24 protein-coding genes and 1 tRNA gene are annotated in these 24,954 nt (G+C 73.2%); 21 read left to right on the forward strand and 4 right to left on the reverse strand.

Annotated elements, in window-relative coordinates; translation table 11 throughout:
* Positions 1–339 precede the first annotated feature (339 nt).
* From FGF04_RS02830 to FGF04_RS02840, 3 genes are all read left to right on the forward strand, one after another.
* Positions 340–1,026, forward strand: a complete 687-nt coding sequence (locus FGF04_RS02830) for a ScbR family autoregulator-binding transcription factor (protein ID WP_149509598.1) — start codon at positions 340–342, stop codon at positions 1,024–1,026.
* Between the two features lie 55 nt (positions 1,027–1,081).
* A tRNA-Arg gene (locus FGF04_RS02835) sits at positions 1,082–1,172 on the forward strand.
* 43 nt (positions 1,173–1,215) lie between these two features.
* Complete coding sequence (locus FGF04_RS02840; protein ID WP_149509599.1) at positions 1,216–2,331, forward strand: ferritin-like domain-containing protein; 1,116 nt, start codon at positions 1,216–1,218, stop codon at positions 2,329–2,331.
* A 103-nt stretch (positions 2,332–2,434) separates the two neighbouring features.
* On the opposite strand, the gene FGF04_RS02845 is transcribed toward FGF04_RS02840, so the two are convergent.
* Complete coding sequence (locus tag FGF04_RS02845; RefSeq protein ID WP_235882153.1) at positions 2,435–3,931, reverse strand: MmgE/PrpD family protein; 1,497 nt, start codon at positions 3,929–3,931, stop codon at positions 2,435–2,437.
* Positions 3,932–4,086: 155 nt separating this feature from the next.
* Here FGF04_RS02845 and FGF04_RS02850 point away from each other — a divergent pair, with 155 nt between their 5' ends.
* From FGF04_RS02850 to FGF04_RS02875, 6 genes are all read left to right on the forward strand, one after another.
* The gene (locus FGF04_RS02850; RefSeq protein WP_149509601.1) at positions 4,087–4,992 is read left to right on the forward strand and encodes a class I SAM-dependent methyltransferase; all 906 of its coding nucleotides are present in this window, start codon (positions 4,087–4,089) and stop codon (positions 4,990–4,992) included.
* On the forward strand, positions 4,982–5,929 hold the full coding sequence (locus FGF04_RS02855; protein WP_223146337.1) for a diacylglycerol/lipid kinase family protein: 948 nt from the start codon (positions 4,982–4,984) through the stop codon (positions 5,927–5,929). The genes FGF04_RS02850 and FGF04_RS02855 overlap by 11 nt, the downstream gene beginning before the upstream one ends.
* Positions 5,926–7,458: an MmgE/PrpD family protein gene (locus FGF04_RS02860; protein ID WP_188113941.1), complete on the forward strand. Its 1,533-nt coding sequence runs from the start codon at positions 5,926–5,928 to the stop codon at positions 7,456–7,458. Before FGF04_RS02855 ends, FGF04_RS02860 begins: the two co-directional genes overlap by 4 nt.
* A 107-nt stretch (positions 7,459–7,565) precedes the next feature.
* Complete coding sequence (locus FGF04_RS02865) at positions 7,566–9,047, forward strand: MFS transporter (protein WP_149509603.1); 1,482 nt, start codon at positions 7,566–7,568, stop codon at positions 9,045–9,047.
* A gap of 50 nt (positions 9,048–9,097) precedes the next feature.
* Positions 9,098–9,799 carry an SGNH/GDSL hydrolase family protein gene (locus FGF04_RS02870; RefSeq protein ID WP_149509604.1) on the forward strand — a complete coding sequence of 234 codons (702 nt, stop codon included), beginning with the start codon at positions 9,098–9,100 and terminating at the stop codon, positions 9,797–9,799.
* 254 nt (positions 9,800–10,053) lie between these two features.
* Entirely contained in the window at positions 10,054–10,737 is a 684-nt protein-coding gene (locus tag FGF04_RS02875; protein WP_235882157.1) for an SGNH/GDSL hydrolase family protein, read from the forward strand.
* Positions 10,738–10,759: 22 nt separating this feature from the next.
* On the opposite strand, the gene FGF04_RS02880 is transcribed toward FGF04_RS02875, so the two are convergent.
* Together FGF04_RS02880 and FGF04_RS02885 are read right to left on the reverse strand one after the other, a co-directional pair.
* Entirely contained in the window at positions 10,760–11,437 is a 678-nt protein-coding gene (locus FGF04_RS02880; RefSeq protein ID WP_235882154.1) for a TetR/AcrR family transcriptional regulator, read from the reverse strand.
* Positions 11,438–11,473: 36 nt separating this feature from the next.
* Positions 11,474–12,160 (reverse strand): ScbR family autoregulator-binding transcription factor, encoded by a 687-nt coding sequence (locus FGF04_RS02885; protein WP_149509606.1) that lies wholly within the window; start codon positions 12,158–12,160, stop codon positions 11,474–11,476.
* Positions 12,161–12,502: 342 nt separating this feature from the next.
* Here FGF04_RS02885 and FGF04_RS02890 point away from each other — a divergent pair, with 342 nt between their 5' ends.
* Positions 12,503–13,276 (forward strand): AfsR/SARP family transcriptional regulator, encoded by a 774-nt coding sequence (locus tag FGF04_RS02890; RefSeq protein WP_149509607.1) that lies wholly within the window; start codon positions 12,503–12,505, stop codon positions 13,274–13,276.
* A 146-nt stretch (positions 13,277–13,422) separates the two neighbouring features.
* On the opposite strand, the gene FGF04_RS02895 is transcribed toward FGF04_RS02890, so the two are convergent.
* The gene (locus tag FGF04_RS02895; RefSeq protein ID WP_235882155.1) at positions 13,423–14,433 is read right to left on the reverse strand and encodes a bifunctional lysylphosphatidylglycerol flippase/synthetase MprF; all 1,011 of its coding nucleotides are present in this window, start codon (positions 14,431–14,433) and stop codon (positions 13,423–13,425) included.
* Positions 14,434–14,704: 271 nt separating this feature from the next.
* Between FGF04_RS02895 and FGF04_RS02900 the strand changes: the two genes are divergently transcribed.
* The 11 genes from FGF04_RS02900 to FGF04_RS02950 all read left to right on the forward strand — a co-directional run bounded on the left by FGF04_RS02900 (position 14,705) and on the right by FGF04_RS02950 (position 24,954).
* Entirely contained in the window at positions 14,705–16,285 is a 1,581-nt protein-coding gene (locus FGF04_RS02900) for an aldehyde dehydrogenase family protein (protein ID WP_149509608.1), read from the forward strand.
* A 30-nt stretch (positions 16,286–16,315) separates the two neighbouring features.
* Positions 16,316–17,464, forward strand: coding sequence for an acyl-CoA dehydrogenase family protein (locus tag FGF04_RS02905; RefSeq protein WP_149509609.1), 1,149 nt, complete (start codon positions 16,316–16,318; stop codon positions 17,462–17,464).
* Between the two features lie 13 nt (positions 17,465–17,477).
* A complete protein-coding gene (locus FGF04_RS02910; protein WP_149509610.1) occupies positions 17,478–18,767 on the forward strand; it encodes an aspartate aminotransferase family protein in 1,290 nt (429 codons plus the stop codon).
* Between the two features lie 9 nt (positions 18,768–18,776).
* Complete coding sequence (locus FGF04_RS02915; protein WP_149509611.1) at positions 18,777–19,316, forward strand: type II toxin-antitoxin system RatA family toxin; 540 nt, start codon at positions 18,777–18,779, stop codon at positions 19,314–19,316.
* Position 19,317: 1 nt separating this feature from the next.
* Positions 19,318–19,794: a hypothetical protein gene (locus FGF04_RS02920; RefSeq protein WP_149509612.1), complete on the forward strand. Its 477-nt coding sequence runs from the start codon at positions 19,318–19,320 to the stop codon at positions 19,792–19,794.
* Entirely contained in the window at positions 19,791–20,339 is a 549-nt protein-coding gene (locus tag FGF04_RS02925) for a flavin reductase family protein (protein ID WP_149509613.1), read from the forward strand. The genes FGF04_RS02920 and FGF04_RS02925 overlap by 4 nt, the downstream gene beginning before the upstream one ends.
* Positions 20,336–21,295 (forward strand): VlmB-like protein, encoded by a 960-nt coding sequence (locus tag FGF04_RS02930; RefSeq protein ID WP_149509614.1) that lies wholly within the window; start codon positions 20,336–20,338, stop codon positions 21,293–21,295. The genes FGF04_RS02925 and FGF04_RS02930 overlap by 4 nt, the downstream gene beginning before the upstream one ends.
* Positions 21,292–22,362 carry a fatty acid desaturase family protein gene (locus tag FGF04_RS02935; protein ID WP_149509615.1) on the forward strand — a complete coding sequence of 357 codons (1,071 nt, stop codon included), beginning with the start codon at positions 21,292–21,294 and terminating at the stop codon, positions 22,360–22,362. Before FGF04_RS02930 ends, FGF04_RS02935 begins: the two co-directional genes overlap by 4 nt.
* Complete coding sequence (locus FGF04_RS02940; RefSeq protein ID WP_149509616.1) at positions 22,362–23,381, forward strand: beta-ketoacyl-ACP synthase III; 1,020 nt, start codon at positions 22,362–22,364, stop codon at positions 23,379–23,381. Before FGF04_RS02935 ends, FGF04_RS02940 begins: the two co-directional genes overlap by 1 nt.
* Positions 23,382–23,476: 95 nt before the next feature.
* The gene (locus FGF04_RS02945) at positions 23,477–23,716 is read left to right on the forward strand and encodes an acyl carrier protein (RefSeq protein WP_149509617.1); all 240 of its coding nucleotides are present in this window, start codon (positions 23,477–23,479) and stop codon (positions 23,714–23,716) included.
* A complete protein-coding gene (locus FGF04_RS02950) occupies positions 23,716–24,954 on the forward strand; it encodes a beta-ketoacyl-[acyl-carrier-protein] synthase family protein (protein WP_149509618.1) in 1,239 nt (412 codons plus the stop codon). The genes FGF04_RS02945 and FGF04_RS02950 overlap by 1 nt, the downstream gene beginning before the upstream one ends.

The raw sequence follows: 24,954 nt of genomic DNA on the forward strand, positions 1-24,954 counted from the left end.
GTCCCGCCCCACCCCGCTCCGGTAAATGCCACGAAATGCCCTGCCCCGGTACGGGGACGGGATCCGGCCTTTTTGGCAGGGTGGCAGGGCGGCCGCCGCCATGGTCGGCGATGGCGGCGGCCCTCGGTGCGCGGGGGGCCGGAGCCGGCCGCCCCCCGGCCCCTGTGTTTCGGGACGGCAAACGGACGGGCAAGTCTTCGCTAAGCTCGTGGCAGCAGTCGAGTGATCACCTGTTGTGACGATCATCCGCCCGGCGGACCGCGCAGCCGTTCCGGATCCTGCGTCCGCCACCCGTGGCGCCCGCAGGAGGGGGAACCGGTGGTGCGGCAGGCACGCGCGATGCGGACGAGGCGTCAGATCCTGGACGCGGCAGGGGAAGTGTTCGCCGGGATCGGCTACGAGAAGGCGACGGTCAGCGACGTCCTGGAGCGTTCCGGGGTGACCAAGGGCGCCCTGTACTTCCACTTCTCCTCCAAGGAGGACATCGCCCGGGCGCTGCTCGCCGAGCAGACGCCGAGCGAGGACCTGGTGACCCCGCAGCGGTACCGGCTGCAGGAAGTCGTCGACGGGGTGATCGCGCTGGCGGGCCGGCTGCGCGACGACGCCCGCGCGCGGGGCTGCTTCCGGCTCTGCCTGGAGCACGGGCCGGACGGAAAGTACGGCAGGGACTGGTTCCTGGAGCGCGTCGCGTTCAACGAGGGGCTGCTGGTGCGGGCCCGCGAGCGCGGTGAGCTGGCGGCGCACGTGGCGGTGCGCGAGACCGCCGAGTTCCTGGTCAGCGCCTTCATCGGACTGCAGCTCATGTCGCAGGCGGTGGACGGGGAGACGGACCTGGACATGGAGGGACGGGTCGGGCTGCTGCTGCGGCAGGTCATGCCGCACATCGCGGTCCCCGCGGTCTGCGCGGAACTGGACTTCGGACCGGGCCGAGACGGGGACGCATCGGACCGGGACAAGGACACACCGGACCGGGACGGGGCGGCGCCGGTTCCCCCCGGGCGCGGGCCGGGGGCCCCGGGCCGCTGAGACCGGCGTCTCAGCGGTATGTCAGGGCGCCCTGGCACGGTGGTTGCAGCACCGAGGAGAGATTCCCGTAGCGGCCCAACGGGGCCGGAGCTCGTCTCCGGCAGGGGTGGTCACGCCCCACGCAGGTTCGAATCCTGCTCTCTCCGCCGCGCAGCGTTCATCGCAGTCGCACCGCGGGAGAAGCCTTTGATGTCCAGCACGAGTGCCCCCACCCACCAGGACAGCGAACGCGCGTGGTCGTTCCCGATGCGGGGCGAGGACCACTTCACCTGGAGCTACGGCTCCGGGCGCGAGAGCCTGCTGAACCTCTACCAGAAGGGCAAGGACAAGCAGTGGGACAGCTCCAGGCGCGTCGACTGGTCGCTGGAGGTGGACCCCTGTGACGCCCTCGGCACGCCGGAGCACACGCTCGGGCTGTACGGCTCCCGGCAGTACGGCAAGCTGAGCGCCGAGGGGAAGCGGGAGCTGCGCCGGCACATGGCAGCCTGGGAGTTCAGCCAGTTCCTGCACGGCGAGCAGGGCGCCATGATCTGCTCCGCGCGCATCGTGGAATCCGTGCCCGACCTGGACTCGAAGTTCTACGCCTCCACACAGGTGATGGACGAGGCCCGGCACGTCGAGCTGTTCTCCCGGTTCGTGGAGGAGAAGATCGGGCTGTCGTACCCGATCAGCCCGCACCTCAAGGCGCTGCTCGGCGAGACGCTCAACGGGTCCGACTGGGACCTGCCGTACCTCGGGATGCAGGTGCTCATCGAGGGGCTCGCGCTGGCGGCGTTCGGCATCCTGCGCGACCGGACCACCAAGCCGCTGCCCAAGCAGCTCCTGTCGTACATCATGCAGGACGAGGCGCGGCACGTGGCCTTCGGGCGGCTGGCGCTGCGGGACCACTACAAGAACCTGAGCAGCCGTGAACTCGCGGAACGCGAGGACTTCGTCATCGAGGGCTGCCACCTGATGCGGGACCGGCTGCGGATGCAGGAGGTCTGGGAGAACCTGGGCTTCGACATGAAGGAGTGCATGGAGTACATGAACCACGGTCCGCGCATGCGGGCCTTCCGCTCCCTGCTCTTCACCCGCATCGTGCCCTGCGTCAAGGACATCGGCCTGTGGAGCCCGCGCATCCGGCAGGCCTACGACGACATGGGCGTCCTCGACCTCGCGGGCGCCGACCTGGTGAAGCTGATGGAGTCCGACGAACTGCGGGCGGAGGCGCTGGACGCGGAGCGCCGTGAGATGGAGGCGCGCCGCGGCGAGGTGCACGAGGCGATCGCCCTCGCCCGGGAGACCGCCACCGACGGCCGGTAGGCCGGGGAAAGCCGCGGGGCGGCGGCGCCGACGGGTGTGCGGCCGGTGGACCTGGTCCACCGGCCGCACACCCGTGCCCGTGCTCCCCGCGCTCGCGGAGGTTTCAGTCCAGGCACCGTCCGACGAGCTGCGCGACCTCGTCGGACGAGGCGTGTTCGAGGCGGTCCACGCCGTCGGCGAACTCCTCGCCGCCGCCCGCGGCGAGCCACTTGGCGCGCACCACGTCCGCGATCCGCGGGCGGTCCCGCGCGCCGACCGCGCCCATCGGGACGTCCAGTTCCCGGGTGACGGTGCGGCCGTCCACCAGGACGACCCGGACCCGCGCCCCGGTCACCTTGCGGGCGTCGCTGAAGTCCCGGCTCGGCGGCGGGAGTTCACCGACGAGGTCGACCAGCCAGTCGCCGTCGCCCCGCCAGGCCGCCCCGAACTGCCGCAGCCACTCGGTGCCCCGCGGCCCGGCCTGCCGCAGCGCCTCGCCGAACGGCACCTCGCACCGGAAGAGTTCCCGGGTCATCGCCTCGTCCAGGCTCACCTCGATGCGCTCGGCGAGCGACCAGCGCTCGTCGTCCGCGAGCCCCTTCCCGGTGAAGTCGTCGGTGCCCAGGCGGCCGGTCAGCAGCGCCGTGGCGAGCGTGTACCGCAGGGAGAACACCAGCGCGCTCACCGGCGAGACGGAGCCGCGCAGGTACCGTGCCGCCCGCCGCTCCACCACCGCCGTGTACAGGGAGGTGTCCACGCCGACCTCCGCGATGTCCGCGGCCCGCAGCGGCCGTCCGGGCGCCGACAGCTCCCGGTGCAGCGCGAGGCCCACGTCGATCGCCGAGTCCATCCCCGGTCCGCCGGGGTGCACCTTGAAGGAGGTCGTGCGGGTGTGCCAGCGGGTGCCGAGCCCGGCCACCACCGCCTCCGGGAGCGGCACCGTCGCGAACCGCGACAGGAACCCCTCCGGGTGCTCGACGATCACCGGGCTGCCCGCGAGTCCCGCCGCCGAGGCGTCGCACGCGTCGAGGCCGATACGGACCGGTGTGGAGGCCCCGAACAGTTTGGCGTCGCCGTCCAGGAAACCCACCGGCACCGTGCGGGGCGGCAGTCCGAGCCCGAGGCCCAGGGTGTCCACCCAGCGCCGGGCCGGGGCGTCCTCGCCCCGCAGCCGTCCCGCGATGGCTCCCGTGACATGGGTGAACGCCGCGCTCTGGCCGCGGAAGGGGCCCAGGGTGCAGGACGCGGTGATCCGGGCCGCCGTCTCGTTCGCCGCGACGATCGAGGTCAGCAACTGCTCCCCGGTCAGCCGCTGCCGGCGGGCGTACGCGAGCGGCACGGTGACCGTCGAGTTGGACAGGTGGCCCGCGTAGGCGGTGTCGTCGAAGTGCAGCCACGAGCCGAGGCCGGCCAGCACGTAGGCGGAGCGGGCCGGGTCCTCCTGCAGCGGCGCCCCGAAGGCCTCGGTGAACCGCCGCCCGAGCGGATGGTCCATCCCGGCCCGTACGGCGGCCAGCTGGGACAGGATCTGCAGTCTGGCGGTGGCCACCACGTCGTCCGGCACGTCGTCCAGACGCAGCCCGCTCGCCCATCCGGCCAGCTCTTGCGTGAGTGTCGTCACTGGGTCCTCCTCCTGCGCATCGGATGCCGACGCATGTGTTACGCGGCCGGATCCGCCTCCCCTCGCAAGACGGGCGGACCTTTTTTCGAGGGGGTGCGGCGCCCGGCGCGTAAACGGACTGTCAGCGCCTACACCTTCAGCGGGAGGCATCCGCCATGACAGCCGCTCCTCCACCCACCCGACTGCGGTCCGGACACGCCAGCGAGACGGCCCACCTCACCGCCCGTGCCCGCGCCGCCGACGCCGTCGTGGAGCCGGGCCGGCGCCTGCTCGGCGACACGTACGCCCATCTGTTCGTCACCGTGGCGCCCCCTGCCGACTCCGCGGAGGCGCTGGAGCGGCTCACGCGCCTGGACCGCGCGCACGGCGGCTTCCTCGCCGAGATCCTGCTGCGCCAGCGGTACTTCGAGGACCTGGTGGCACTGGCCGTGGACGCCGGGGTGCGCCAGGTGCTGCTGCTCGGCGCGGGGTACGACACCACCGCGCTGCGCCTCACCGCGGCCGAGGGCGTCCGCTTCTTCGAGGTGGACCACCCCGCCACCCAGGCCGTGAAGCTGCGCACGCTCGCCGGGGCGGGCCTGCGCACCGACCACGTCACCCCGGTGCCGCTCGACTTCACCACCGGCGCCCCGCTCGGTGACACGCTCGCCGCGCACGGCTTCGACGGCACGGCGCCGTGCGTCGTGGGCTGGCTGGGCGTCACGTACTTCCTGCCCGGCACGGCCTGCCGGGCGACCTTCGGGGACCTGGCCGCCGCCGTCGCCCCCGGCAGCCTGCTGCTCTTCGACTACCTGGACCGGTCCGTGGTGGACGGCACCAGCCGCTACGGGGGCGCCCTGGAGATGGCCCGTCAGGTCGCCGTGCAGGGCGAACCGTACGTCAACGGGCTCACCCCGGACACCGCGGCCGCCCTCGCCCGCGCGGCCGGCTTCGAGCCGCTGGAGCGGTTGCGGGTGCCCGATCTGGTGCGCCGGTACGGCGGCGAGCGGCCCTACTGCTGCGACGACGACTTCATGGGCCTGGTGGCGGCCCGCCGGGAGGGAGAGGGCCGTGACGACTGAGGAGGGCTGGGCGCGCAGCGCCGTGCTGATCGCCAACCCGCAGGCCGGTTCCCGCGAGCGGCAGCCGGTCGACGAGGTCGTCGCGCTCTGCGCGGGGCTGGTGCCGCACCTGGACGTGGTGCTCACCGAGTACCCCGGCCACGCGGAGGAGAGCGCCGCCAAGGCGGCCGCGTCCGCCGCGGACGCGGTCGTCGTGCTCGGCGGCGACGGCACCACCCGCGAGGCCGCGTCGGGTCTGGTCCGCTCCGGGCGGGCGGAGCCGCCCGCGATGCTCAACCTGCCGTTCGGGACCGGGAACTCCTTCTACCGGGAGATCTGGGCGGACGCCCCCTGGCGGCAGGTGGTGACCAAGGCCTTGGGCGGTGCGGGGCCGCGGCTGCGCCGGGTGGACATGGCGCACGTCCGGGAGACCGGTGCGCTGGCGCTCCTCGGCGCCGGGGCGGGCCTGATCGCGGACGCGCTGGAGGTGGCGCAGGGCATGTTCGACGTGCAGGGGCGCGACCGCTACCAGCGGGCCGTCGCCCGGCTCATGTCCGCCTACACGCCCTACGAGGGGCGGGTGAGCGTGGACGGCGAGATCGTGCACGAGGGGCCGGTGACGCTGGTCAACGTCGGCGGCGGGCGCTACCGGGCGGGCCGGTTCAAGCTGCTGCCGCACTCGGTCGTCGACGACGGGCTGCTCGACGTCTGCGTGGTGGGCGGCGAGATGGGCGTACGGGAACTGGCGGGACTCACCCACGACGGCGGCCACCTGGGGCACCCCGGCGTGACCTACCGGACCGGGACCCGCTGTGTCGTCGAGCGCACCGACGGCCGTCCGCTGTCCTTCGAGCACGACGGGGAGCTGTGCACCGCCGGGTCGTCGCGCTACACGATCGACCTCCTGCCGGGGGTGCTGCCGGTGCTCTCCCCCGCCGTGCCGGAGTCCGGTCGGTGACCCGTCCCGGCGGCCCGGCCGCCACCGCCGCTCCCGCCCCGCCCGCGTCCACGGCGACCCGTACGCTCGCCCGGTGGACCGCCGGGCTGCGGTACGGGGACGTCCCCGCGCGGGTGCGGGCGGTGGTCACCAGCCAGGTGCTGTCGTACCTGGCCGCCGTCCGGGCGAGCGCCGGGCATCCGGTGGGCCGCGCCCTGCTCACCGCGTACGGCCCGCTCGCGGTCGGGCCCGGGGCCGCGCCGGACCGTGCCGCGCACCTGATGGCCGCCCTGTCCTCCAGCCTCTACCTGGAGGACACGCTGTACGCGGGGCACGTCTCGCACGCCGCCGTCGGGGTGCCGGTGGCGCACCAGGCGTCCCAGGGCCTGACCGGACGCGCCCTGCTCACCGCGGTCACCGCGGCCGACGAGAGCGCGGGCCGGGTCACCGCCGCCGCCACGCTGGGGCCCTTCCGCGGTCAGTGGGCGAGCCACACGCACCTGGTGGCCGCCTGCGCCGCGCTGCTGCGCGGGGCGGGCGCCGACGCCGGGACGCTGGTGGACGCGTGGGGACTGGCGCTGTCGGCGCCGCCCCGGGCGCTGCGCCCGGCGCTGCTCGCGAGCGACGCCAAGGTGCTGTCCGCCGCCGCGCCGGTGCGTACGGCAATCGACGCGTGCGCCGCCGCGTGCGCCGGGCTGACCGGCCGCGACGACCTGATCGAGCATCCCGAAGGGCTCCTCGCCGTGTTCTCCGGGGTCGCCGTGCCCGAACTGCTCACCCACGGGCTCGGCACGCGGTGGCACAGCGAGACGCTGTCCTTCAAGCTGCTGCCCGCCGGTGTGCACCTGGACGCGCTGATCGAGTGCGCCGCCGACCTCCACCGCAGCCTGCGCCCCGCGGGCGCGGCGGACGTGGCCGCCGTCGACGTGGCCGTGCCCCGGATGACGGCGGTGATGAGCCGGCACGCCGAGCAGTACGTGCGCGGCGCCGCCAGTCCGCTCTCCGCCCTCAACCTCGGCGCCCCCTACAACGTCGCCACCGCCCTGCTCACCGGTGGCCTGACCGTCGCCGACCTGGCCGGGCCCCGGCTCGCCGAGGAGGGGCGCTGGGAACTGGCCGGGCGGGTGCGGCTGCACGCCGACGACGAGCTGAGCCGGGCGGCGATCGGCTCCACCGCGCCGGTGGGCGAGACCCTCCGGCACGCCGGAGCGCGGGCGCTGGACTGGCGGACCGAGCTGCCGGGGCTGCCGCTGGAGGAGCTGGTGGCCGAACTGGGGCCGCCCGCCGACTCGTTCGAGGACGCCGCCAAGAAGCTGGGCTGCCGGATGACGGTGCGGATGCGCGACGGCCGGGAGGAGACCCGGGCCCGCGCGGCGGGCACGGGGGCCGTCGGCTCGGCGTCCTGGCGGCGGCATCCGGCACTGGTCCGCGACAAGCTGCTGCGCACGGGTGCGGAGCCCGCCGCCGTCGCCGCGCTGGAACGCCTGGAGACCCTCTCCGCCCGCGAACTGGGGGAGGTCCTGGGCCGGATCCTGCACCTGACAGATTGATACGTACTGTTGGTATGTCGCAAGTCACAACCCCGCCGCGCCTGTTGACGCCCGCTCGCGGCCCTAAATACATTCGTACCAATGGTATCTAACAGAGGGGGAAGCCCGTGACCACCACCGGCACGGAGGCCCCGAAGCCGCGGGCGGGGGCGTCGCTGCTCCTGCTGGCGTCCGGGGCCTCGTTCCTCGCGGTGCTCGACGTCACCGTCGTGAACCTCGCCATTCCCGACCTGCACGACGACCTGGGGTCCGGGTTCAAGGGCCTGTCCTGGGTCATCACCCTCTACGCCGTGACCTTCGCGGCGCTGCTCGCCCCGGCCGGCCGGCTCGCGGACGCACTCGGCAGGCGGACCCTCTTCGTCACGGGCGTCAGCGTCTTCACGGTGGCGTCCGCGCTGGTCGCGGCCTCGCCGAACCTCGGCGTGCTGCTCGGCGCCCGCGCGGTGCAGGGCCTCGGCGCCGCGGCGATGATCCCGGCCTCGCTCGCCATCGTGCTGACGGACTCCCCTCCCGAGCGCCGGCGCGCGGCCATCGGGCAGTGGAGCGCGGCCGCGGCCCTCGCGGCGGCGGTCGGCCCGGCCGTCGGCGGCTCCCTCGTCGACCTCGCCGGCTGGCGCTCGCTGTTCCTGATCAACATCCCGTTCGGCCTGTACTTCCTGTACGGGGCCACCGGCATCCCGCGCACCACCGGCACGGGCGCGCGCAAGCTGCCCGACGCCCTCGGCACCCTGCTGCTCGGAGCCGGGGTGGGCCTGCTGTGCCTGAGCATCAGCAAGGGCAGCGACTGGGGCTGGTCCGAGCCCTCCACGCTGACCTGCGTGCTCGGCGGCCCCGCCCTGATCGCCGTGTGCCTGCTGCGCTCCGCCCGGCACCCGGCACCCGCGCTGGAGATCTCGCTGTGGCGCGAGCGCACCTTCGCCCTGGCCAACGCCGCGGCGTTCTTCTACGGGGTCGCGCTGTTCGCCTGGCTCCTGGTGGGCGTCCTGTACGTCACCGAGGCCTGGGACTACTCCGAGCTGCAGGCGGGGCTCGCGATGACGCCCGGCGCGTTCGCGGCGACCTTCGTGGCGCTGCGGGTCGGCAAGCTGCCGCCCTCCTACGGGCCCCGTCTCGCCACCGCGGGCGGCGCGGTCGTCCTCGCGGGCACCGCCTTCCTGCTCGCCTTCACCCTGCCCGACCAGCCCATGTTCCTGGCCTACTGGCTGCCGCTCGGCATCACCTCCGGCATCGGCATGGGGGCCGTCACCACGGGCACCTCCACGGCCGCCGCGCTGTCGGTGTCACCGCTGCGGTTCGCCGGGGCGACGGGACTCAACCAGACGGCCCGTCAGATCGGCGGCGCCCTCGGCATCGCGCTCCTGGCGACCGTGGTCGCCGGGCGGACCACCGGCATCGCGGACTTCGAGCGGATCTACCTGATCTCGGGGTGCGCCTCGGTCGTGGTCGGCGTGCTGGGCCTCGGCCTGACCTTCGCGAAACCGCCCGCACCCGCCGCGCCGACGTCCGCGCCCGCCACCACCGCCACCAGCACCGCCACCACCACCGATCGGAAGACGCCCGACGCCGACACGGCCGACACCACCCGCTGAGCCGCCCGCCGGCCCGGCCGACCATGCCCCACACCAAGGAGATGGCAGTCATGACGAGCACGGACTCGCCCGTGGACCTCGCACCGGAACTCCAGGACCCGCACGTCCTCGGCACGGACGAGATGGCCGCCCTGCTGCGGACCGGCACCTGGACCAGGTACGCGGGGATCGGCGACAGCATCGTCGCGGGCATCAGGCAGCCCGCGCCCGGCTACGCGGACCTGAGCTGGGCCGACCGCGTCGCCGCCGCGCTGCGCGCGGTCAACCCGGACCTGGAGTTCCGCAACTTCGCCGAGCGGGACCTGCCCGCGGCGAGGATCCGGGCGACCCAGCTGGAGCCGGCGCTCGCCTTCCGTCCCGACATCGCCCTCGTCGTGGTGGGCGGCAACGACCTGCTGGGCAGGACCTTCGACACCGCCGCGGTGGAGACCGAGCAGGCCCGCATCATCTCGGCGCTGCGCACCCGCGGCTGCACCGTGGTGACGATGGGGCTGTTCGACAACACATGGACGCCGTACGTCGACGACAAGTACAAGGTCGTCATGAAGCAGCGCCTCCAGGAGTTCTCCAACCTGACCCGGAGGGTGACGGAGCGGATGGGCGGCCTGTACGTGGACCTGCCCGCCCACCCGGCGGGCCGGGAACCGATCTTCGCCACGGACGGCCTGCACCTCAACGCCCGCGGTCACGCGATCGTGGCGACCGAGGTCGTCCGCAAGCTCGGCGCCCACCTGGCGGCCAAACAGTCCTGACCACGGCGGGAACCGGGGCCGGTACGACGGCCCGCGGTCCCGACGCCCTGCCTCCCCCGGACCGCGCACCCGAACCCGGTGCGCGGTCCGCTCCCACGAAACCCCTGCCCCCGCGTACATCCCTGCGGACGCCGCCGCACGAACGGTCCACAGGGGACATCGCCCTCGTCCGGCCGCCGGCGCGATCCGCCGGCGTCCGGACGAAGGACACACCACCGGGACCGGCAACACCGCAGGAGGACCTCGTGAACACCATGTGCGGCGGCGAACGGCACGACCCGTACCCCCTCGCGCCGGACGCGGCCGCCGAACTGCTGGCGCGGGCGCCCTGGCGGCGGTTCGTCGTGCTGGGCGACGACCTCGCCGAGGGAGGAGACCCCCGCAAGGATCGCGAGGGGCCGCCCTGGACCGACCGGGTGGCCGCCGCGCTGCGCTCGGTACGTCCTGAACTGGCCTATCTCAACCTGGGGCGGCGGGAACTGACGGCCGCTCGGATCAGGGCCCGGCAGCTGGCCAGGGCGCTCACCTTCCGGCCCGACCTGGCCGCCGTCGCGGCGGGCGGCAGCGACGTGCTGGACGACTCCTTCGACGCGGACGCGACCGAGGCCGAACTGGCCCGGCTGCTCGGGCCGTTGCGGGACGCGGGCGTCGAGGTGGTGGTGCTCGCGCCGTTCTGCGGGCGCCGGTCGGCCCGGCACGCCGCCGAGGACCAGGCCGTGCTGCACCGCCGGCTGCGCCTGCTGGCGGAGCGCACCCGCGACCTGGCCCTGCGCAACGGCGTGCTCCACGTGGACCTCGGCGCGCGCCCGGTGCGTACGGGCCCGGACCTGTTCCGCGCCGACGGCCGGCACCTGGACGCGCACGGCCACGCCGTCGCCGCCGCCACGGTCGTCCGCTGTCTGGGGGCCCGCCTGGACGGGCAGTCCGCCCGCCCCTGAGGGCCAGGAGCGGGCCGCGGTGCTACACCCGCCCGGCGTGCTCCGTGCGCCCGGGGTCTTCCGTGGCGGGCGTGGCGGGCAGGTGCGCGATGGAGTCGAACAGGTGGCGGAAGTGACGCAGGGTCGCCTCCAGCAGGACGTCCGGGTCGTCCGCGTGCGCCATGGCCATGGCGGCCTCGCACTGCGCCCCGTAGAGCATCGAGGTGAGGGCGTCGATCTCGTGCCGGGGGAAGCGTCCCCTGCCCAGCGCCTGGGAGAGCCCGTAGAACATCATGCGCCGGCAGTCGGTGCGGATGTCGCGCATCGTCTCCCAGCCCAGCGCGCCCGGTGCGTCGATCAGGGTGATCCGCTGGGTGCTCGGCTCCATGGAGCCGACCAGGAACTCGCGCATGCCCTGGAAGAGCGCCTCCCAGGGGTCGCCGTAGTGCGAGTACGTCTCGGCGATGGCGTCCGACAGGCCCTGCTGCTCGCGCTCGTAGACCGCGCGGAACAGCTGCTGCTTGTTCTTGAAGTGGTGGTAGAAGGCGCCCTTGGTGACCTTCGCGTCGGCGCAGATGGCGTCCAGGGACGTGGCCGTGTAGCCGTCCGCGGCGAACCGGCCGCGGGCGGCGGTCAGCAGCTGGTGTGTAGTCGTGGAGGACCGTTCCTGCTGGGTGCGGCGCATGGTCCGCGGCGCCTCGGTCGCCGTCTTCTCCGTCATGCCTGTGCCTTTCCTCGCGCCCGGGCTCTCCCGATGTTACATACCATCGGTAGGGAAGTGCAACGCCCCGGAAGCCACTCCGGAGGTCGCTCCGGGAGTCGCCCCGGGACCGGTCGGCGGACCGGGGGTCAGGCCGAGGCCGTCAAGGGCCCCGGGGGCCGCCGCATGCGGCAGCAGGTGGCGGAGCGCGGAGCGCACCCGGTGCTCCACGTCGTCGCCCTCGGGGACGAGCTGGGAGACCAGCCGGGCCCCCGCGAAGCAGCCCACGATCAGCTCGGCGATCTCGTCCGTGGCCGTCTCCGCACGGACGTCCCCCTGCGCGCGGGCCGCTTCGAGGAGTTCGGCGTACCGCCCCGTCCAGGCGAGGTACGGGCGCTTGCGCTCGGCCGTCTCCAGGCCCTGCTCCAGGCAGAGCCGGAAGCCGGCGCGCACGACGGCGTCGTCCTCCAGCAGCCGGGCTGTGGCCAGCGCCCGCCGCGTCAGCTCCTCCAGCTTGCACGGGAACGGCCCCGCCACCGGCCCGCGGTCGATCCACTCCTGGAGCACCGCGGCCGCCACGTCGCGCTTGGACGGGAAGTGGAAATAGAGCGCCCCTCGGGTCACCCCGGCCCGCTCGGCGATGCCCGCGCACGTCGCGGCCTCGTAGCCGCGCTCGGCGAACTCCTGCGCGCCGGCCGCCAGAATCGACCGGCGGGTCCTGACCGCCCGCTCCTGCTGCACCACACGGCCTCCTGATCGTCGGGCCCGGCGGCGCCGGGCGGACCGCAGAATGAATCATGGCCGGATCCCGTCGGAAACACGGCGGAATCACCACCGAAAACCCTGAATGATTGCCACCAAAACAGGCACCCGTGTATGTTATCGAATAGGCGAGAAGTTCGACGGACGATCGAACGCTCAGGGAGAATCTTGACACGCCGGCCTCATTCGACCGGTGGCGTCACGCCGGTCGGCTCCCCCGCTGCCGACGAATGATCGATGCGCGCCCGGAACCCCTCCCTGATCCATTTCGGCGCCATGTTCACGTCGAACGGCCGCCTGTCCGATTCGGTATACGGGGGTAAGATGCAGATTGGAATTCTAGGGCCGTTAAAACTGACCGACCACAATGTCCTCATCGATGTTCCCGGTGAGAAACTCAAATCGATCGTCGCCACACTCGCCCTGTCTCCCGGAGTCACGGTCTCGTCGTTCGACCTGCTCGACGAACTGTGGGGCGAACATCCGCCCCGCAGCGCGGCCAACTCCCTCCAGGGACACATCGCGCGTCTGCGGCGTGCCCTGGTGACGCAGAGCGGCAGGGAGGAGGTGCGCGAGGTGATCCGCACCTCCGGGCGCGGATACGTGCTCGCGCTGCCGCCCGAGAGCGTGGACGCCTCCCGTTTCGTCGCCGACGTACAGCGGGCGGGCCGGCTGACCGCCCACGACCCGGCGGAGGCGATCGCCGTCCTCACCCGGGCCCTGGACACCTGGCGGGGGCCCGCGCTGCTCGACACCGGCCACGGGATGATCTGCCGTACGGCGGCCGCGCGCCTGGAGGAGACCCGGCTGCTGGCCAGGGAGACCATGGTCGACGCCCGGCTCGCGCTGGGCGCCCACCACGAGGCCACACCGGAGCTGGAACAGCTGCTGTCGAGGCACCCGCTGCGGGAGCGGCTGTGCGAGCAGCTCATGATCGCGCTCTACCGTTCGGGCCGGCAGGCCGAGGCCATCAGCACCTTCCACCGGGTGCGGCACCGGCTGGCCGACGAGCTCGGTCTGGAGCCCGGGCCCGGCCTGCGGAACACCATGGCCGGGATCCTGCGGCAGGAGAGGAGCCTGCTGCACCGCGTGAGCTGAGCGCGCCGGGGTGCCGCGGGTCCGTCCCGCGGCACCGCGGCCGGGTCACGGGCCGCCGGCGCCGCGGGAGGCGCCGGCGGCCCCTCGTGCGTCGTCCGCCCGTGCGGGGTCCGGGTGCGTCGCCCGCCCGTGCGGGGCCCGGCGGCTCAGACCGACTTCGTGACCCGGAGCACCTGCCAGACCGCCCCGGGACGGGCGCCCCCCTCGAACGCCAGGTACTCGGGCTGCACCAGATGCGGCCCCCACTTCTCCTTGTACGCGAGCTGCGTCGCCGCCGGGTACACCGAGCCGCCCCGCTCGGCCAGCAGCCGGATGAACCGGGCCGTCAGCGGGCTGTGCCCGGGCAGTTCGCGGGCCGGGTCGAGCCCGGTGAACGGGGTGAACCCGAAGTGCAGCCACGGGGCCCCCTCCTTCGCGAACGTCTCGACCGCGGCGGCGTTGACGGCCTCCATCGCCCCGGGGATCGTGTCGGGCAGCCGGCGGCTGAGGTCGTGCAGCCAGCCCGGCCGGCTGCCGTGGGCGGGCGAGTACGAGATGTAGGCGACCGGCCGCTCGTCCAGGAACCCCACGAACAGCCTGCGGTGGTGCTGCAGCGGTCCGCCCACCTGACCGACCAGGAACTCGATCTCCTTCACGTGCCGGCCCTTGGAGCGCAGCCACAGCCGGTCGATCTCCCCGATCCGCTCGCGCACCTCCTGGTGGGGCAGCTCGCGCACCACCAGACCGCTGCGCCCGGCCCGTGAGATCTTGTTGCGCAGCTTCATGAACCGGGTGCCGCGCAGGGTGAACTCCGGCAGGTGCACCGAGTACGACGCGCCCACCTGGTTCACGGTGAACCCCTCGGACGCGTACAGCTCCGCGTCCGCCCGCTGGAGCTGGATCCCGACGATCCTGCGCCGCTTCGCCCGCGCGTACGCCCTGAATTCCCGCACGAGTGCGCGCCGCTCCTGCGGCGGGGCGAACACGCCGCCGAACTGGACGAGGTACCGGCCGGCCGGACGGTAGGCCGCGAACCCTCCCGCGCCGCCCTCGAAGTATGCGTTCCCCTCGTTCGCCGCAAGGAAAGCGCTGGCATTGTCGCCGTGCTCGCGTATGACCTCCAGGACCGTTTCCAGTTTTCCCCGAGTCGTCGCGGACGGCTCCACCGACCTGGTCATCAGCGCACTCCTTCCTTGTTTTCCGGCGGGTGAGCGGGAATGTAACAGGAGGCGGCACGGCAGGGCTGAAACGGTCGTGTCAGCGGGATCCAAGCGACGTGTCAGAGCGCTCTGAAAGCATCATCGCGGTTTTGGCCCCGCTGTTTCCGAATCATGAGGAGTGTCCGTGGGCAGTACGCAACTGTCTCGCCCGGCGCCGCAGAGCCGTTTCGACCGGACCGAAAAGCCGGAGACCCTGCGCACTTATCACTCCTATGTACGGGGTGAACGAATGGAAAGCGCCGAGTGGGTGTATGTGCTGAATTCCGGCGCACTGCTCGACGACGTGTTCAGCAGCCTCACGCTGAAGCGGAAACTCGAACAGGGGCGCATCTCCCCCGAGGACCGCGCCGACGTGGTGGTGGGACGGGTCGCCAAGGCGGACCGGGAGACGTGCCGGCGCGCCGTGGAGGCCGCCGCCGAGGCCGCTCCCGTCTGGGGCGCCTTCCCGCTCGACGTCCGCATCCGGGAGTTCGGCGCGCTGCTGCACGCCGGGCTCGCCGAACGGGCCGAGGAGATCGCCGAGATCCTCGTGCAGGAGGGGCATCCGCGGATGCTCGCCGAGTGGCAGGTCTCCGGCATGCTGGAGTGCTTCGGCCCCGAGTCCGTCTCCTTCTACCGCTCCCAGATGCTGCAGGAGTTCCACCGCGGGGAGCGCCGGCTCCAGGTGCGCAGGCAACCCGACGGCGTGGTGTGCGTCAACCCGCCGCAGAACGCGCCGCTGTCCAGCGCCCTGCTCGGGGTCACCGCCGTCATGGGCGGCAACTCACTGGTGGTGCGGGCCCCGCGCAGCGGCCCGCTCGGCGTCATGTACGTGATGCAGGAGATCGTCGCCCCGGCCCTCGACGCGCTCGGCGCCCCGCCCGGCACCCTCAACGTGGTGTGCGGCGACCCCGGCCCGATGCTCTCGGCCTGGCTCGACAGCCCCGACGTCGACGACATCATGTACTTCGGCTCCAGCGAGAACGGCACCAGGTTCGAGGCGCGCTGCGTCGCCGAGGGCAAGAAGCCGATCCTCGAACTCGCCGGCAACGACGTGGTGGCCGTCTGGAAGGACGCCGACGTCGACCTCGCCGCCGAGGCGCTCACCGAGAGCTTCTACGGCTCCGGCCAGCTGTGCATGATCCCCAACCAGGTCCTCGTGCACCCCGAGGTCGCCGACGAGCTCCTCGCCGCCCTGGTGCGCAAGGTGGGCCACATCCGCCCCGGTCACCCGGACGAGCCCGACGTCCTGCTCACCCCGGTGCTGCGCAACGAGAAGTTCTTCGCGTACCTGGACGACGCGCGCGCCAAGGGCGCCGAGGTCGCGTGCGGCGGGCACGCCATGCAGCTGGACGAGACCCGCGACCCCAACGGCATCTTCCTGGAGCCGACCGTGGTCGTCGTGCGCGGTCTGGAGAACGCCCGCGACGTCGACGCGGTCGCCCACGAGACGTTCTTCCCGCTGCTGCCCTTCGTCGTGGCCGAGCCCGCGCCCGACGCCGAACTGCTGGAGCGGTTCGTCGACTTCGTGGACTCCAACGCCTACGGGCTGCGCAACTCCCTGTGGGCGAGGGACACCGCGGTCGTCGACCGTTACCTGGCCCGGGTCCGCAACGGCGGGCTCGTCAAGGTCAACGACTCGCACATCGGGTTCCTGCCCTGCCTGCCGACCCACGGCGGCACCGGTCTGACCGGTGGTGTCTTCGGCGAGGCCAACTACCCGATCCTGCGCACCACCCACGTCCAGGGGGTGAGCGTCTCCACCGGCTCCCGGCCGCACGACGCGGTCTTCGGGGCCTGGCGGGCGCTGCGACAGAAGAAGAACCCCTGACCACCGGCCCGCCGTCGCTGAGGAGTTGCCATGCGTGCCCTGGATGCCGCCCGCGAGACCTGTGAACGCCACCTGCCCGGACTGCTCGACCGGCTCGGCGAGCACCCGCTCGACCGGCTGGAGAAGCCGGGCAGCCCCGCCGTCGAGCTGTTCCGCTCGCGCGGCGGGCCCGCCCTGGTCATCCCCAAGGCGTACTCCGGGCTCGGCGCCGGCCCCGTGGAGGCGGTCGACGTCACCCGGGCGCTGGCCGCCGCCTCGCCCTCGCTCGCCGTGGCGACCACGATGCACCACTTCTCCGTCGCCACCCTCTTCTCGCTCGCCGACAGCCTGCAGTCCAGCGGCGTGGAATGGGCCCTGCTGGAAGGCATCGTGGAGCAGAACCTGCTGGTCGCCTCCGGGTTCGCCGAGGGCCGGCCAGGCCGGGGCATCCTCGCCCCCACCATGGAGGCCCGCCTCGACGAGGGCGGCAAGGGCTACCGCGTCAACGGCGCCAAGAAGCCGTGCAGTCTGTCCGCCTCCATGGACCTGCTCACCGCGAGCGTGGCGCTGCCCGCCGCCGACGGCGCCGGCCCCGGGGAGACGGCGGTGCTGCTGGTGCCCCGGCAGACCGACGGGCTCAGCGTCCATCCGTTCTGGTCCAGCTGGGCCCTGGCCGGGGCCGAGAGCGACGAGATCCGCCTCACCGACGTCCTCGTCGACGAACAGCAGGTCATGCGGACCGAACTGGGCGACAGCGGTGAGCTGGACGAGCTGCAGACCGTCGGTTTCATCTGGTTCGAGATGCTGATCTCCGCCTGCTACCTGGGGGTCGCCAGCGCGCTGGCCGAACGGGTCATGGCCGGCGGGCGCGGCTCGGCCTCCGAACGGGCGCAGCTCGGCATCCGGCTGGAGACCGCGGCGCAGTTGCTGGAGGGCGTCGCCCGGATGGTCGCCGACGGCGAGCGGGGCAACGCGGCGCTCGCCAAGTCCCTGGTGGCGCGCTACGGCGCCCAGGACGCCATCGGCGACGTGGTGCGCCAGGCCGTCGAGCTGCTGGGCGGGATGGCCTTCATCGGCTCGGGAGACATCGCCTACCTGGCCGCGGCCTCCCACGGCCTGTCGTTCCACCCGCCGTCCCGTTCCGCCTTCACCGAGCCGTTCGTCGAGCACATCGGCGGCAAGCCGCTGCGGCTGGCCTGAGGAGTCCCACCTGATGACCACCACCACGACGCCTCCCGCGGACGCGGCGCTGCACGGGCGGGAGCACATCGGGCGGCTGTACCGCGCCCACCTGAGCAAGGGGCGCGCCACCTTGGGCGAGCTGTTCGGCGGCCACGTCGAGACGGAGTCCGAGGGTGCCTGGCTCACCACCCACGAGGGGCGGCGGTTCCTCAACTGCGGCAGCTACGGCGTGCTCATCACCGGCGCCCGGCACCCGGTCGTCGTACGCCACGTCACCGAGCAGCTGCACCGGCACCCGGTCGCCAGCCGCGTCTTCCTGGAACCGCAGGCCGCACTCGCCGCCCAGGCGCTGGCCGCCAGGGCGCCCGAGGGGCTGGAGCGGGTCCACTTCGCCTGCTCGGGCGCCGAGGCCGTGGAGACCGCGATCAAGATCGCCCGCAGTCTCGGCAAGGACCGGCTGATCGCGACCCGCGGCGGCTACCACGGCAAGACCACGGGCGCGCTCAGCCTCACCGGCAACGACCTGTTCCAGGCCCCGTTCCGGCCCCTGCTGGCGGGAGTCGAGCACGTTCCCTACGGGGACGCGGACGCGCTGGAGGAGCGGCTCGCCGCCGCGGCGGGCCGGGCCTGCTTCGTCGTCGAACCCGTACAGGGCGAGGCCGGTGTGGTGCTGCCGCCGCCCGGCTATCTGCGCGCCGTGCAGGAGCTGTGCCGCGCCTACGGCGCCTTCTTCGTGCTGGACGAGATCCAGACCGGCCTCGGGCGGCTCGGCCACTGGTGGGGGGCCGACGAGGAGGGCGTCACGCCCGACGCGCTGCTGGCCGGGAAGGCGCTGGGCGGGGGCGTCCTGCCGGTGTCGGCGGTCCTCGCCACCCCGGAGGCGTTCGCCGCCTTCGACAAGGACCCCTACCTGCACACCTCCACGTTCTCCGGCACCCCGCTGGCGATGGCCGCGGTACGGGGTTCGCTGGCCGCCCTGGCGGAGGAGGACCTGGTCGGCCGGGCGCGCGACCTGGGTACCGGGATGCTGGCCACCGTCCGGGAGATCGTCACCCGGCACTACGGCCCGGTGCTGCGCGAGGTGCGCGGCAAGGGCCTGCTGATCGGGATCGAGTTCACGGTCCCCGGTCCGGCCGGCGACCTGCTCATCGAGCTGATCCAGCACGGCGTGGTCGCCAACCACTCGCTCAACTCGCACCTGGTGCTGCGGCTCACGCCGCCCGCGGTCCTGACCGCTTCCGACACCCGCTTCCTCTACGACGCCCTCGACCGCGCCTGCCGCGCGCAGGCCGCCCGATACGTACCGACCTTCCGAAGGTGAATGGAACCCATGCGCAGTGTTCACGTGGCCGTCGAGCTGCCCGGTGTCTCTCCGGCGGCGGGGTACGGCCAGGTCAAGCAGTTCGCCCGCTATCCGGAGCTGGTCCCGGTGGTCCGCGCCGTGACCGTCCACGACGGCAGCACCGACGCCGGCGCCGGTGACGGCTCCGGCGAGGAGACCAGCGACTGGGAGGTGTACTTCCGCAACGGCATCCTGCGCTGGACCGAGTCCGACCGCTTCGACCCGGCGGACCTCGCGATCGCCTTCACCCAGCTCGACGGCGACTTCGAGGAGTTCGAGGGCGAGTGGCGGATCTCGCAGCGCCCCGGCGGCTGCCTCGTCGACTTCCGCGCCGGCTTCGACTTCGGCATCCCGAGCCTCGCCGGGATCCTGGACCCGGTCGCCGAACGCGTCATCAAGGAGACCATCGCCCGCGTCGTGATCGGCTTGTTCGGCGGTGCGGGGCACGTCGTCGGTGACGAGGCCCTCGCCCACGCGGTGTCGCTGCCGCCGGCCGAGATCCCGCTCGCCGGGGCGGGGGCGGTGTGAGATGGACACCAAGAACCTGTTCATGACGCCCACCACGGCCGCGCTGGTGCGGGCCGAGTACGGACTCGGCCTGGTGGTGTCCGTGGTGCTCCTCTTCACCCACCTCGACGCGGTCGACTGGTGGGCGGCGGCCGCCCTGTTCGTCTACATCGACCTCATCGGCTACCTCCCCGGCGCCGTCGCCTTCCGGCTGACCGGTCACGGCGACCTCCACAAGGGCTACTACCTGGCGTACAACGTCATGCACAGCCTGGTCACCCAGGGCCTGGTCGCGCTGGTGTGGATCTGGCTGCGGGGGCCGGAGTGGGCGCTGCTGGCGCTGCCGATCCACCTGTTCGGGGACCGCGCCCTGTTCGGCAACTTCCTCAAGCCGTTCGGGCTGCGCTTCGAGCCCGAACCCCACCAGGCCTACCGGCGGTTCCGCAGCGAGTACTCCGCCGCGATCGGCGACTCCACGACCCTGCGTACGGTCGCATGACGAGCGCCCCCGCACTGCGGACGACGGCCACCGCGCTGGACGCGACGATGCGGCACCTGGTGACCGGGGTGACCGTGCTGACCTGCGGCACCGCCGCCGAGGCCGAAGGGGTCACCGTCTCCACCCTGACCACGGTCCCGGGCGACCCGCCCATGGTGTGCGTCGCGCTGCGCCAGGGCAGCAGGGGCCTGGCGGCCCTGCTGGCCGCCGGCGGCTTCGTCGCCAACGGCCTGGCGGCCGACCACGAATGGCTGGCCCGGCACTTCGCCCGCCGCCGGCGCCCCAGGGGGCTCGCCCAGCTGCCCGCGGGGGCCTGGGACGAGCACCCGGGAGAGCCCGGGCCTCGGCTGCGGGGGGCGGTGTGCTGGCTGACCTGCCGGCTGGAGCGCACCGTCGCCGCCGGGAACCACGAGTTCCTCTTCGCCGGGGTGCTGGCGGGCGGCTCCCACGCCACCGCTCCCCTGGTCAACTTCGCCGGCGTCCTGCACGCCGGCCCCGACAGCCCGTCACCCCGGGTGTCCACGGAAAGGAAGACACACCCATGACTGCCGCACACATCCCGGCCGAGGCGGACTGGGAACGGGCGCCCGGCCTGATGGACGGCGCGCTGAACCTGGAGCTGCCGGCGGCGGCCTGCGGCCTCGCGTACTGGCTCGGGTCCGTCCCGCAGGGGACGCTGCGCGGCCATGTCCGCGGGCACGCCGACGACGTACGGCCGCTGGACGTCGTGGCCGGGGAGGGCCCGCTGAACAGCGCCCTCGTCCAGGAACTGGCCTTCCGTTCGCTCGCCGAGGAGAAGGCCACCCGCGCCATCGGCCACCTGGTCGCCCTCGCGCCCGACAACGCCACCATGGAGTTCTACGCCACCCAGCTGCTGGACGAGGCCAGGCACGCCATGGTGTTCCGCGGCCACCTGCTGCACCTGGGCGTCGCGGAGCACGAGCTGGCCGACGAGGTGGAGCGGGTCGCCGCGCGGGACAGCGCCGACATCCTCGTACCGCTGGAGAACTTCGGTCTGCGGGTGCTGCGCGACGAGCGGGACTTCATCGGGGGCGTCCTGGTGCTGACCGTGCTGGTGGAGGGCGTGCTCGCGCCCGCGGCCGAGCTCAGCGAGCGCAAGTGGCGCGTCTTCGACCCGGCCGCGGCCGACATCGAGCGCGGGGCCGGCATCGACGAGATCCGCCATCTGACCGTCGGCAGCTCCGTCCTGCGCGAGCACCTCCTGAAGCACCCCGAGGAGAAGCCGCGGCTGCTGGAACTGATGGCGGAGGGCTACGAGTTGTGGGGCAAGCTGCCCACCACGGAACAACTGCTGCGCCGCGAGGCCCTCTTCCAGCAGGGCGTCGAGGAACACGGCCACCTGCTCGGCGACTACGAAGCCTGGCCCGGCCGCCGGCTCGCGGACACCACCGCCGAGGAGCGCATGGAGACCGGCCGGTCGTGGGCCGAGCGGATGCAGCACACCCGGCTCGACTACATGGGCCTGGGGGAAGCGATATGACCACGACCCGCGACCCCGGTGCCGGCAGCACCGCCACCGCGAGCTTGGAGGAGGTCACCCGGCTGGTGCGCGGCGAGGGCCTGATGGACATCCAGCCCGGCTACTACGTCTTCAAGGTCGCCCTCAACGCGCTGCTGCTCGCCGCGGGCTGGACGGCCTTCGCGCTGCTCGGCGACAGCTGGTGGCAGCTCGCCACGGCCGTGTTCCTGGCGTTCTGCTTCGGCCAGACGGACATGATCGGGCACGACGCGGGCCACCGTCAGATCTTCCGCACCCGCAGGGGCGGCGACCTCGTCGGCTACCTGCACGGCAACGTGCTCACCGGGGTCAGCTTCGGCTGGTGGACCGGGCACCACACCAAGCACCACAACTTCCCGAACCACCTCTCGCTCGACCCCGACATCACCCGCCGCCAGGTCATCTTCGACGCGAAGCACCGTACGAAGCGCACCAGCGTCACCCAGCGGTTCATCGTGCGCCACCAGGCGTGGATGTTCTACGTGATGATCATGCTGGAGGGGCTGCGGCTGCACCTGTCCGGCTACGTCGCCGCCCGCAAGGGCGCGCTGAAGCGGTACGCCGCGGCCGACCTGGCGCTGCTCACGCTGCACCTGGCCGGCTACTTCACGGCCGTGTTCTGGGTGCTGTCGCCCGGCAAGGCGATCGCCTTCGTCGTCGTCCACCAGGCACTCTTCGGCTTCTACATGGGGCTGCTGTTCGCCCCCAACCACAAGGGCCTGCCGGTGCGCGACGGGGCGCAGGAGGAGCTGGACTGGCTCACCCGCCAGGTGGTGACCTCGCGCAACGTCCTGCCGAACCGGGCCGTCGACTTCTTCTACGGCGGCCTCAACTACCAGATCGAGCACCACCTGTTCCCGTCCATGCCGCGCCGCAACCTGCGCCGCTCCCAGCCGCTGGTCAAGGAGTACCTGCTGACGCACGGGATGCCGTACGAGGAGGTGGGGCTGCTGCGTTCCTACCGGGACGTCTCGGACTACCTCGGCGAGGTCAGCGACGAGGTGGCGGCCCTGGAGCGGGACGCGCGGCCCGCGGCGGGGAGGGTCTGATGGCCCGCGCGGCGGTCCTGTGCGGTCTCGGTACGTACCTGCCGTCCCGGGCCGTCGGCAACGACGACCTGGCACGGGAGCTGGACACCTCCGACGAGTGGATCCGCAGCCGCACCGGCATCGGGCAGCGGTACCTCGCCGCTCCCGGCCAGGCCACCTCCGACCTGGCGGTGGAGGCCGGTGAGCGGGCCCTGAAGTCCGCCGCGTCGGGCACCGGCCCGGACGGCGCGGACGCGGTCGTGCTCGCCACCACCACGCCCGACCACTCCTGCCCGGCCACCGCCCCGGTGGTGGCCTCCCGGCTCGGCCTGGGCACCGTGCCCGCCTTCGACGTGGCGGCGGTGTGCACCGGCTTCCTGTACGGTCTCGCGGCCGGCGCCGGGCTTATCGCCTCGGGCACCGCCGACAGCGTGCTGGTGGTCGGCGCCGAGACCTACTCCGGCATCCTCGACCCCGCCGACCGCTCCACCCGGGCCATCTTCGGCGACGGCGCCGGCGCGGTGGTGCTGCGGGCCGGCGCACCGGACGAGCCGGGCGCGCTCGGCCCGCTGGTGCTCGGCAGCGACGGCACCGGCAACGAGCTGATCCAGGTGCCGTCCGGCGGGTCGCGCCGGCCGTTCCATGCGGGCCAGGCCCACTCCGAACCGGCCGACCCCTACTTCCGGATGGCGGGCCGCCAGGTGTTCCGCAACGCGGTGGAGCGGATGTCCGACGCGACCACCGAGGCCGCCGCCCGGGCCGGCCGGCGCCCCGAGGAGCTCGACGTCCTCGTCGCCCACCAGGCCAACCTGCGGATCCTGCACGCGGTCGCCGACCGGCTGCGGCTGCCCCGCGAACGCTTCCCGGTCCACCTCGACCGGGTCGGCAACACCTCCGCCGCGTCCATCCCGCTGGCCCTGGCCGACGCGGTCACGGCGGGGGTCCTGCGCCCCGGCCACAGCACCGCGCTGACCGCCTTCGGCGGCGGCCTGACCTGGGGGGCGACCACACTCACCTGGCCGGCGGTCGTGCCCGTCTGACCCGCCGCCCCCTCTGGAGCCGACGACTTGTCGACTTGTCACTTCATCCGTCACATCCCTTCCGATCCGTCCCGACTTCTTCGAGGAGCGACATCATGAACGACACCTACGAGCGGGTCGTCCGGCTGCTGGTCCGGAACTTCGGCTTCGAGACCGGCGACGTCAGCCCCGCGGACACCTTCAGCGAACTGGAGCTGGACTCGCTGGCCCTGGTGGAGCTGACCCTGGCCGTGCAGCAGGAGTTCGGCGTCAAGCTCACCGACGACGACCTCGGTGCGCAGAGCACCCTGGAAGAGGCCGTCAAGGTGATCGAGAGCAAGCCGGTGGCGGCCTGATGGCGGGCGCGGCCGCCCGGTTCGACGCCGCGGTCACCGGCATCGGCATGGTGACCGCGGCCGGGATCGGGACCCGCGAGGCGTGGGAGACGATCGTCGCGGCCGAGGGCACGGCCGCCTCGCGGGTCCCGGCCCTGGCCGCCCTGCCCGCGTCCGCCGGCTGCTGGATCCCCGGCTACGACGCCGACGAGGCGATCGGACGGCGCAAGGCGTGGCGCTACGACCGCAGCAGCCACTTCGCCCTCACCGCGGCGGCCGAGGCGGTCGGCGACAGCGGGCTCGATCCCGCCGCCTGGGACGGCACGCGGGTCGCCGTCGTCCTCGGCAGCGGCATCGGCGGCGCCGCCAGCTGGGAGAAGCAGCACAATGTGCTGCTCAAGGACGGCCCCCTCAGCGTCTCGCCGCTGCTCATCCCGATGCTCGCCGTCAACATGTCGGCCGGGTACGTGGCGATGCAGCACGGCGCCCACGGCCCCAACCTCGTCACCGCCACCGCCTGCGCCTCGGGCACGACCGCGGTCGGCACCGCCCGCGAACTGCTCCGCCAGGGGGTGTGCGACGTGGTGATCACCGGCGGCACCGAGGCGTGCCTGATCCCCTCGATCGTCTCCGGCTTCGCGCAGATGGGCGCGCTCACCGGCCGCCAGGACGACCCGCGCACCGCGTCCCGGCCCTTCGACGCCGACCGCGACGGCTTCGTCCCGGCCGAGGGCGCCGCCGTCCTCGTACTGGAACGGGCCGCCGACGCCCGCGCCCGCGGGGCCCATGTGTACGCGCACGTCTCGGGGTACGGCGCCTCCGCCGACGCCTACCACGCCACCGCTCCGGACCCGGAGGGCACGAGTGCCGAACTCGCCCTGCGCGCCGCCCTGGACGACGCCGGGCTCTCCCCCGACACCGTGCAGCACGTCAACGCGCACGGCACCTCCACGCCGCTCAACGACGCGGCGGAGAGCCGGCTGATCCGCCGGGTCCTCGGGGACCGGCCCGCCGTCACCTCCGTCAAGGGTGTGGTGGGCCACTCGCTCGGCGCCGCCGGTGCGATCGAGGCCGCCGTCACCGCCCTCACCCTCGACCGGCAGCTCATCCCGCCCACCGCCAACCTCGACCGCCAGGACCCGCGGATCGAGCTGGACGTCGTGGCCGAGAAGGCCCGCGCGGCGGACGTGGAGGCGGCCGTGAGCAACTCCTTCGGCTTCGGCGGCCAGAACGCCGTACTGGCCCTCACCCGGGCCTGA

The sequence above is a fragment of the Streptomyces apricus genome (assembly GCF_008369065.1).
GTDB classification, from domain to species: Bacteria; Actinomycetota; Actinomycetes; order Streptomycetales; family Streptomycetaceae; genus Streptomyces; species Streptomyces apricus.

What these genes read in the sequence shown, in the direction of transcription:
- FGF04_RS02830 (WP_149509598.1), top strand. Translation starts at nt 340, where the DNA reads ATGCGGACGAGGCGTCAGATCCTGGACGCGGCAGGGGAAGTGTTCGCC.
- FGF04_RS02840 (WP_149509599.1), top strand. Translation starts at nt 1,216, where the DNA reads ATGTCCAGCACGAGTGCCCCCACCCACCAGGACAGCGAACGCGCGTGG.
- FGF04_RS02850 (WP_149509601.1), top strand. Translation starts at nt 4,087, where the DNA reads ATGACAGCCGCTCCTCCACCCACCCGACTGCGGTCCGGACACGCCAGC.
- FGF04_RS02870 (WP_149509604.1), top strand. Translation starts at nt 9,098, where the DNA reads ATGACGAGCACGGACTCGCCCGTGGACCTCGCACCGGAACTCCAGGAC.
- FGF04_RS02875 (WP_235882157.1), top strand. Translation starts at nt 10,054, where the DNA reads ATGTGCGGCGGCGAACGGCACGACCCGTACCCCCTCGCGCCGGACGCG.
- FGF04_RS02880 (WP_235882154.1), bottom strand. Translation starts at nt 11,437, where the DNA reads ATGACGGAGAAGACGGCGACCGAGGCGCCGCGGACCATGCGCCGCACC.
- FGF04_RS02890 (WP_149509607.1), top strand. Translation starts at nt 12,503, where the DNA reads ATGCAGATTGGAATTCTAGGGCCGTTAAAACTGACCGACCACAATGTC.
- FGF04_RS02895 (WP_235882155.1), bottom strand. Translation starts at nt 14,433, where the DNA reads ATGACCAGGTCGGTGGAGCCGTCCGCGACGACTCGGGGAAAACTGGAA.
- FGF04_RS02900 (WP_149509608.1), top strand. Translation starts at nt 14,705, where the DNA reads ATGGAAAGCGCCGAGTGGGTGTATGTGCTGAATTCCGGCGCACTGCTC.
- FGF04_RS02905 (WP_149509609.1), top strand. Translation starts at nt 16,316, where the DNA reads ATGCGTGCCCTGGATGCCGCCCGCGAGACCTGTGAACGCCACCTGCCC.
- FGF04_RS02910 (WP_149509610.1), top strand. Translation starts at nt 17,478, where the DNA reads ATGACCACCACCACGACGCCTCCCGCGGACGCGGCGCTGCACGGGCGG.
- FGF04_RS02915 (WP_149509611.1), top strand. Translation starts at nt 18,777, where the DNA reads ATGCGCAGTGTTCACGTGGCCGTCGAGCTGCCCGGTGTCTCTCCGGCG.
- FGF04_RS02920 (WP_149509612.1), top strand. Translation starts at nt 19,318, where the DNA reads ATGGACACCAAGAACCTGTTCATGACGCCCACCACGGCCGCGCTGGTG.
- FGF04_RS02925 (WP_149509613.1), top strand. Translation starts at nt 19,791, where the DNA reads ATGACGAGCGCCCCCGCACTGCGGACGACGGCCACCGCGCTGGACGCG.
- FGF04_RS02930 (WP_149509614.1), top strand. Translation starts at nt 20,336, where the DNA reads ATGACTGCCGCACACATCCCGGCCGAGGCGGACTGGGAACGGGCGCCC.
- FGF04_RS02935 (WP_149509615.1), top strand. Translation starts at nt 21,292, where the DNA reads ATGACCACGACCCGCGACCCCGGTGCCGGCAGCACCGCCACCGCGAGC.
- FGF04_RS02940 (WP_149509616.1), top strand. Translation starts at nt 22,362, where the DNA reads ATGGCCCGCGCGGCGGTCCTGTGCGGTCTCGGTACGTACCTGCCGTCC.
- FGF04_RS02945 (WP_149509617.1), top strand. Translation starts at nt 23,477, where the DNA reads ATGAACGACACCTACGAGCGGGTCGTCCGGCTGCTGGTCCGGAACTTC.
- FGF04_RS02950 (WP_149509618.1), top strand. Translation starts at nt 23,716, where the DNA reads ATGGCGGGCGCGGCCGCCCGGTTCGACGCCGCGGTCACCGGCATCGGC.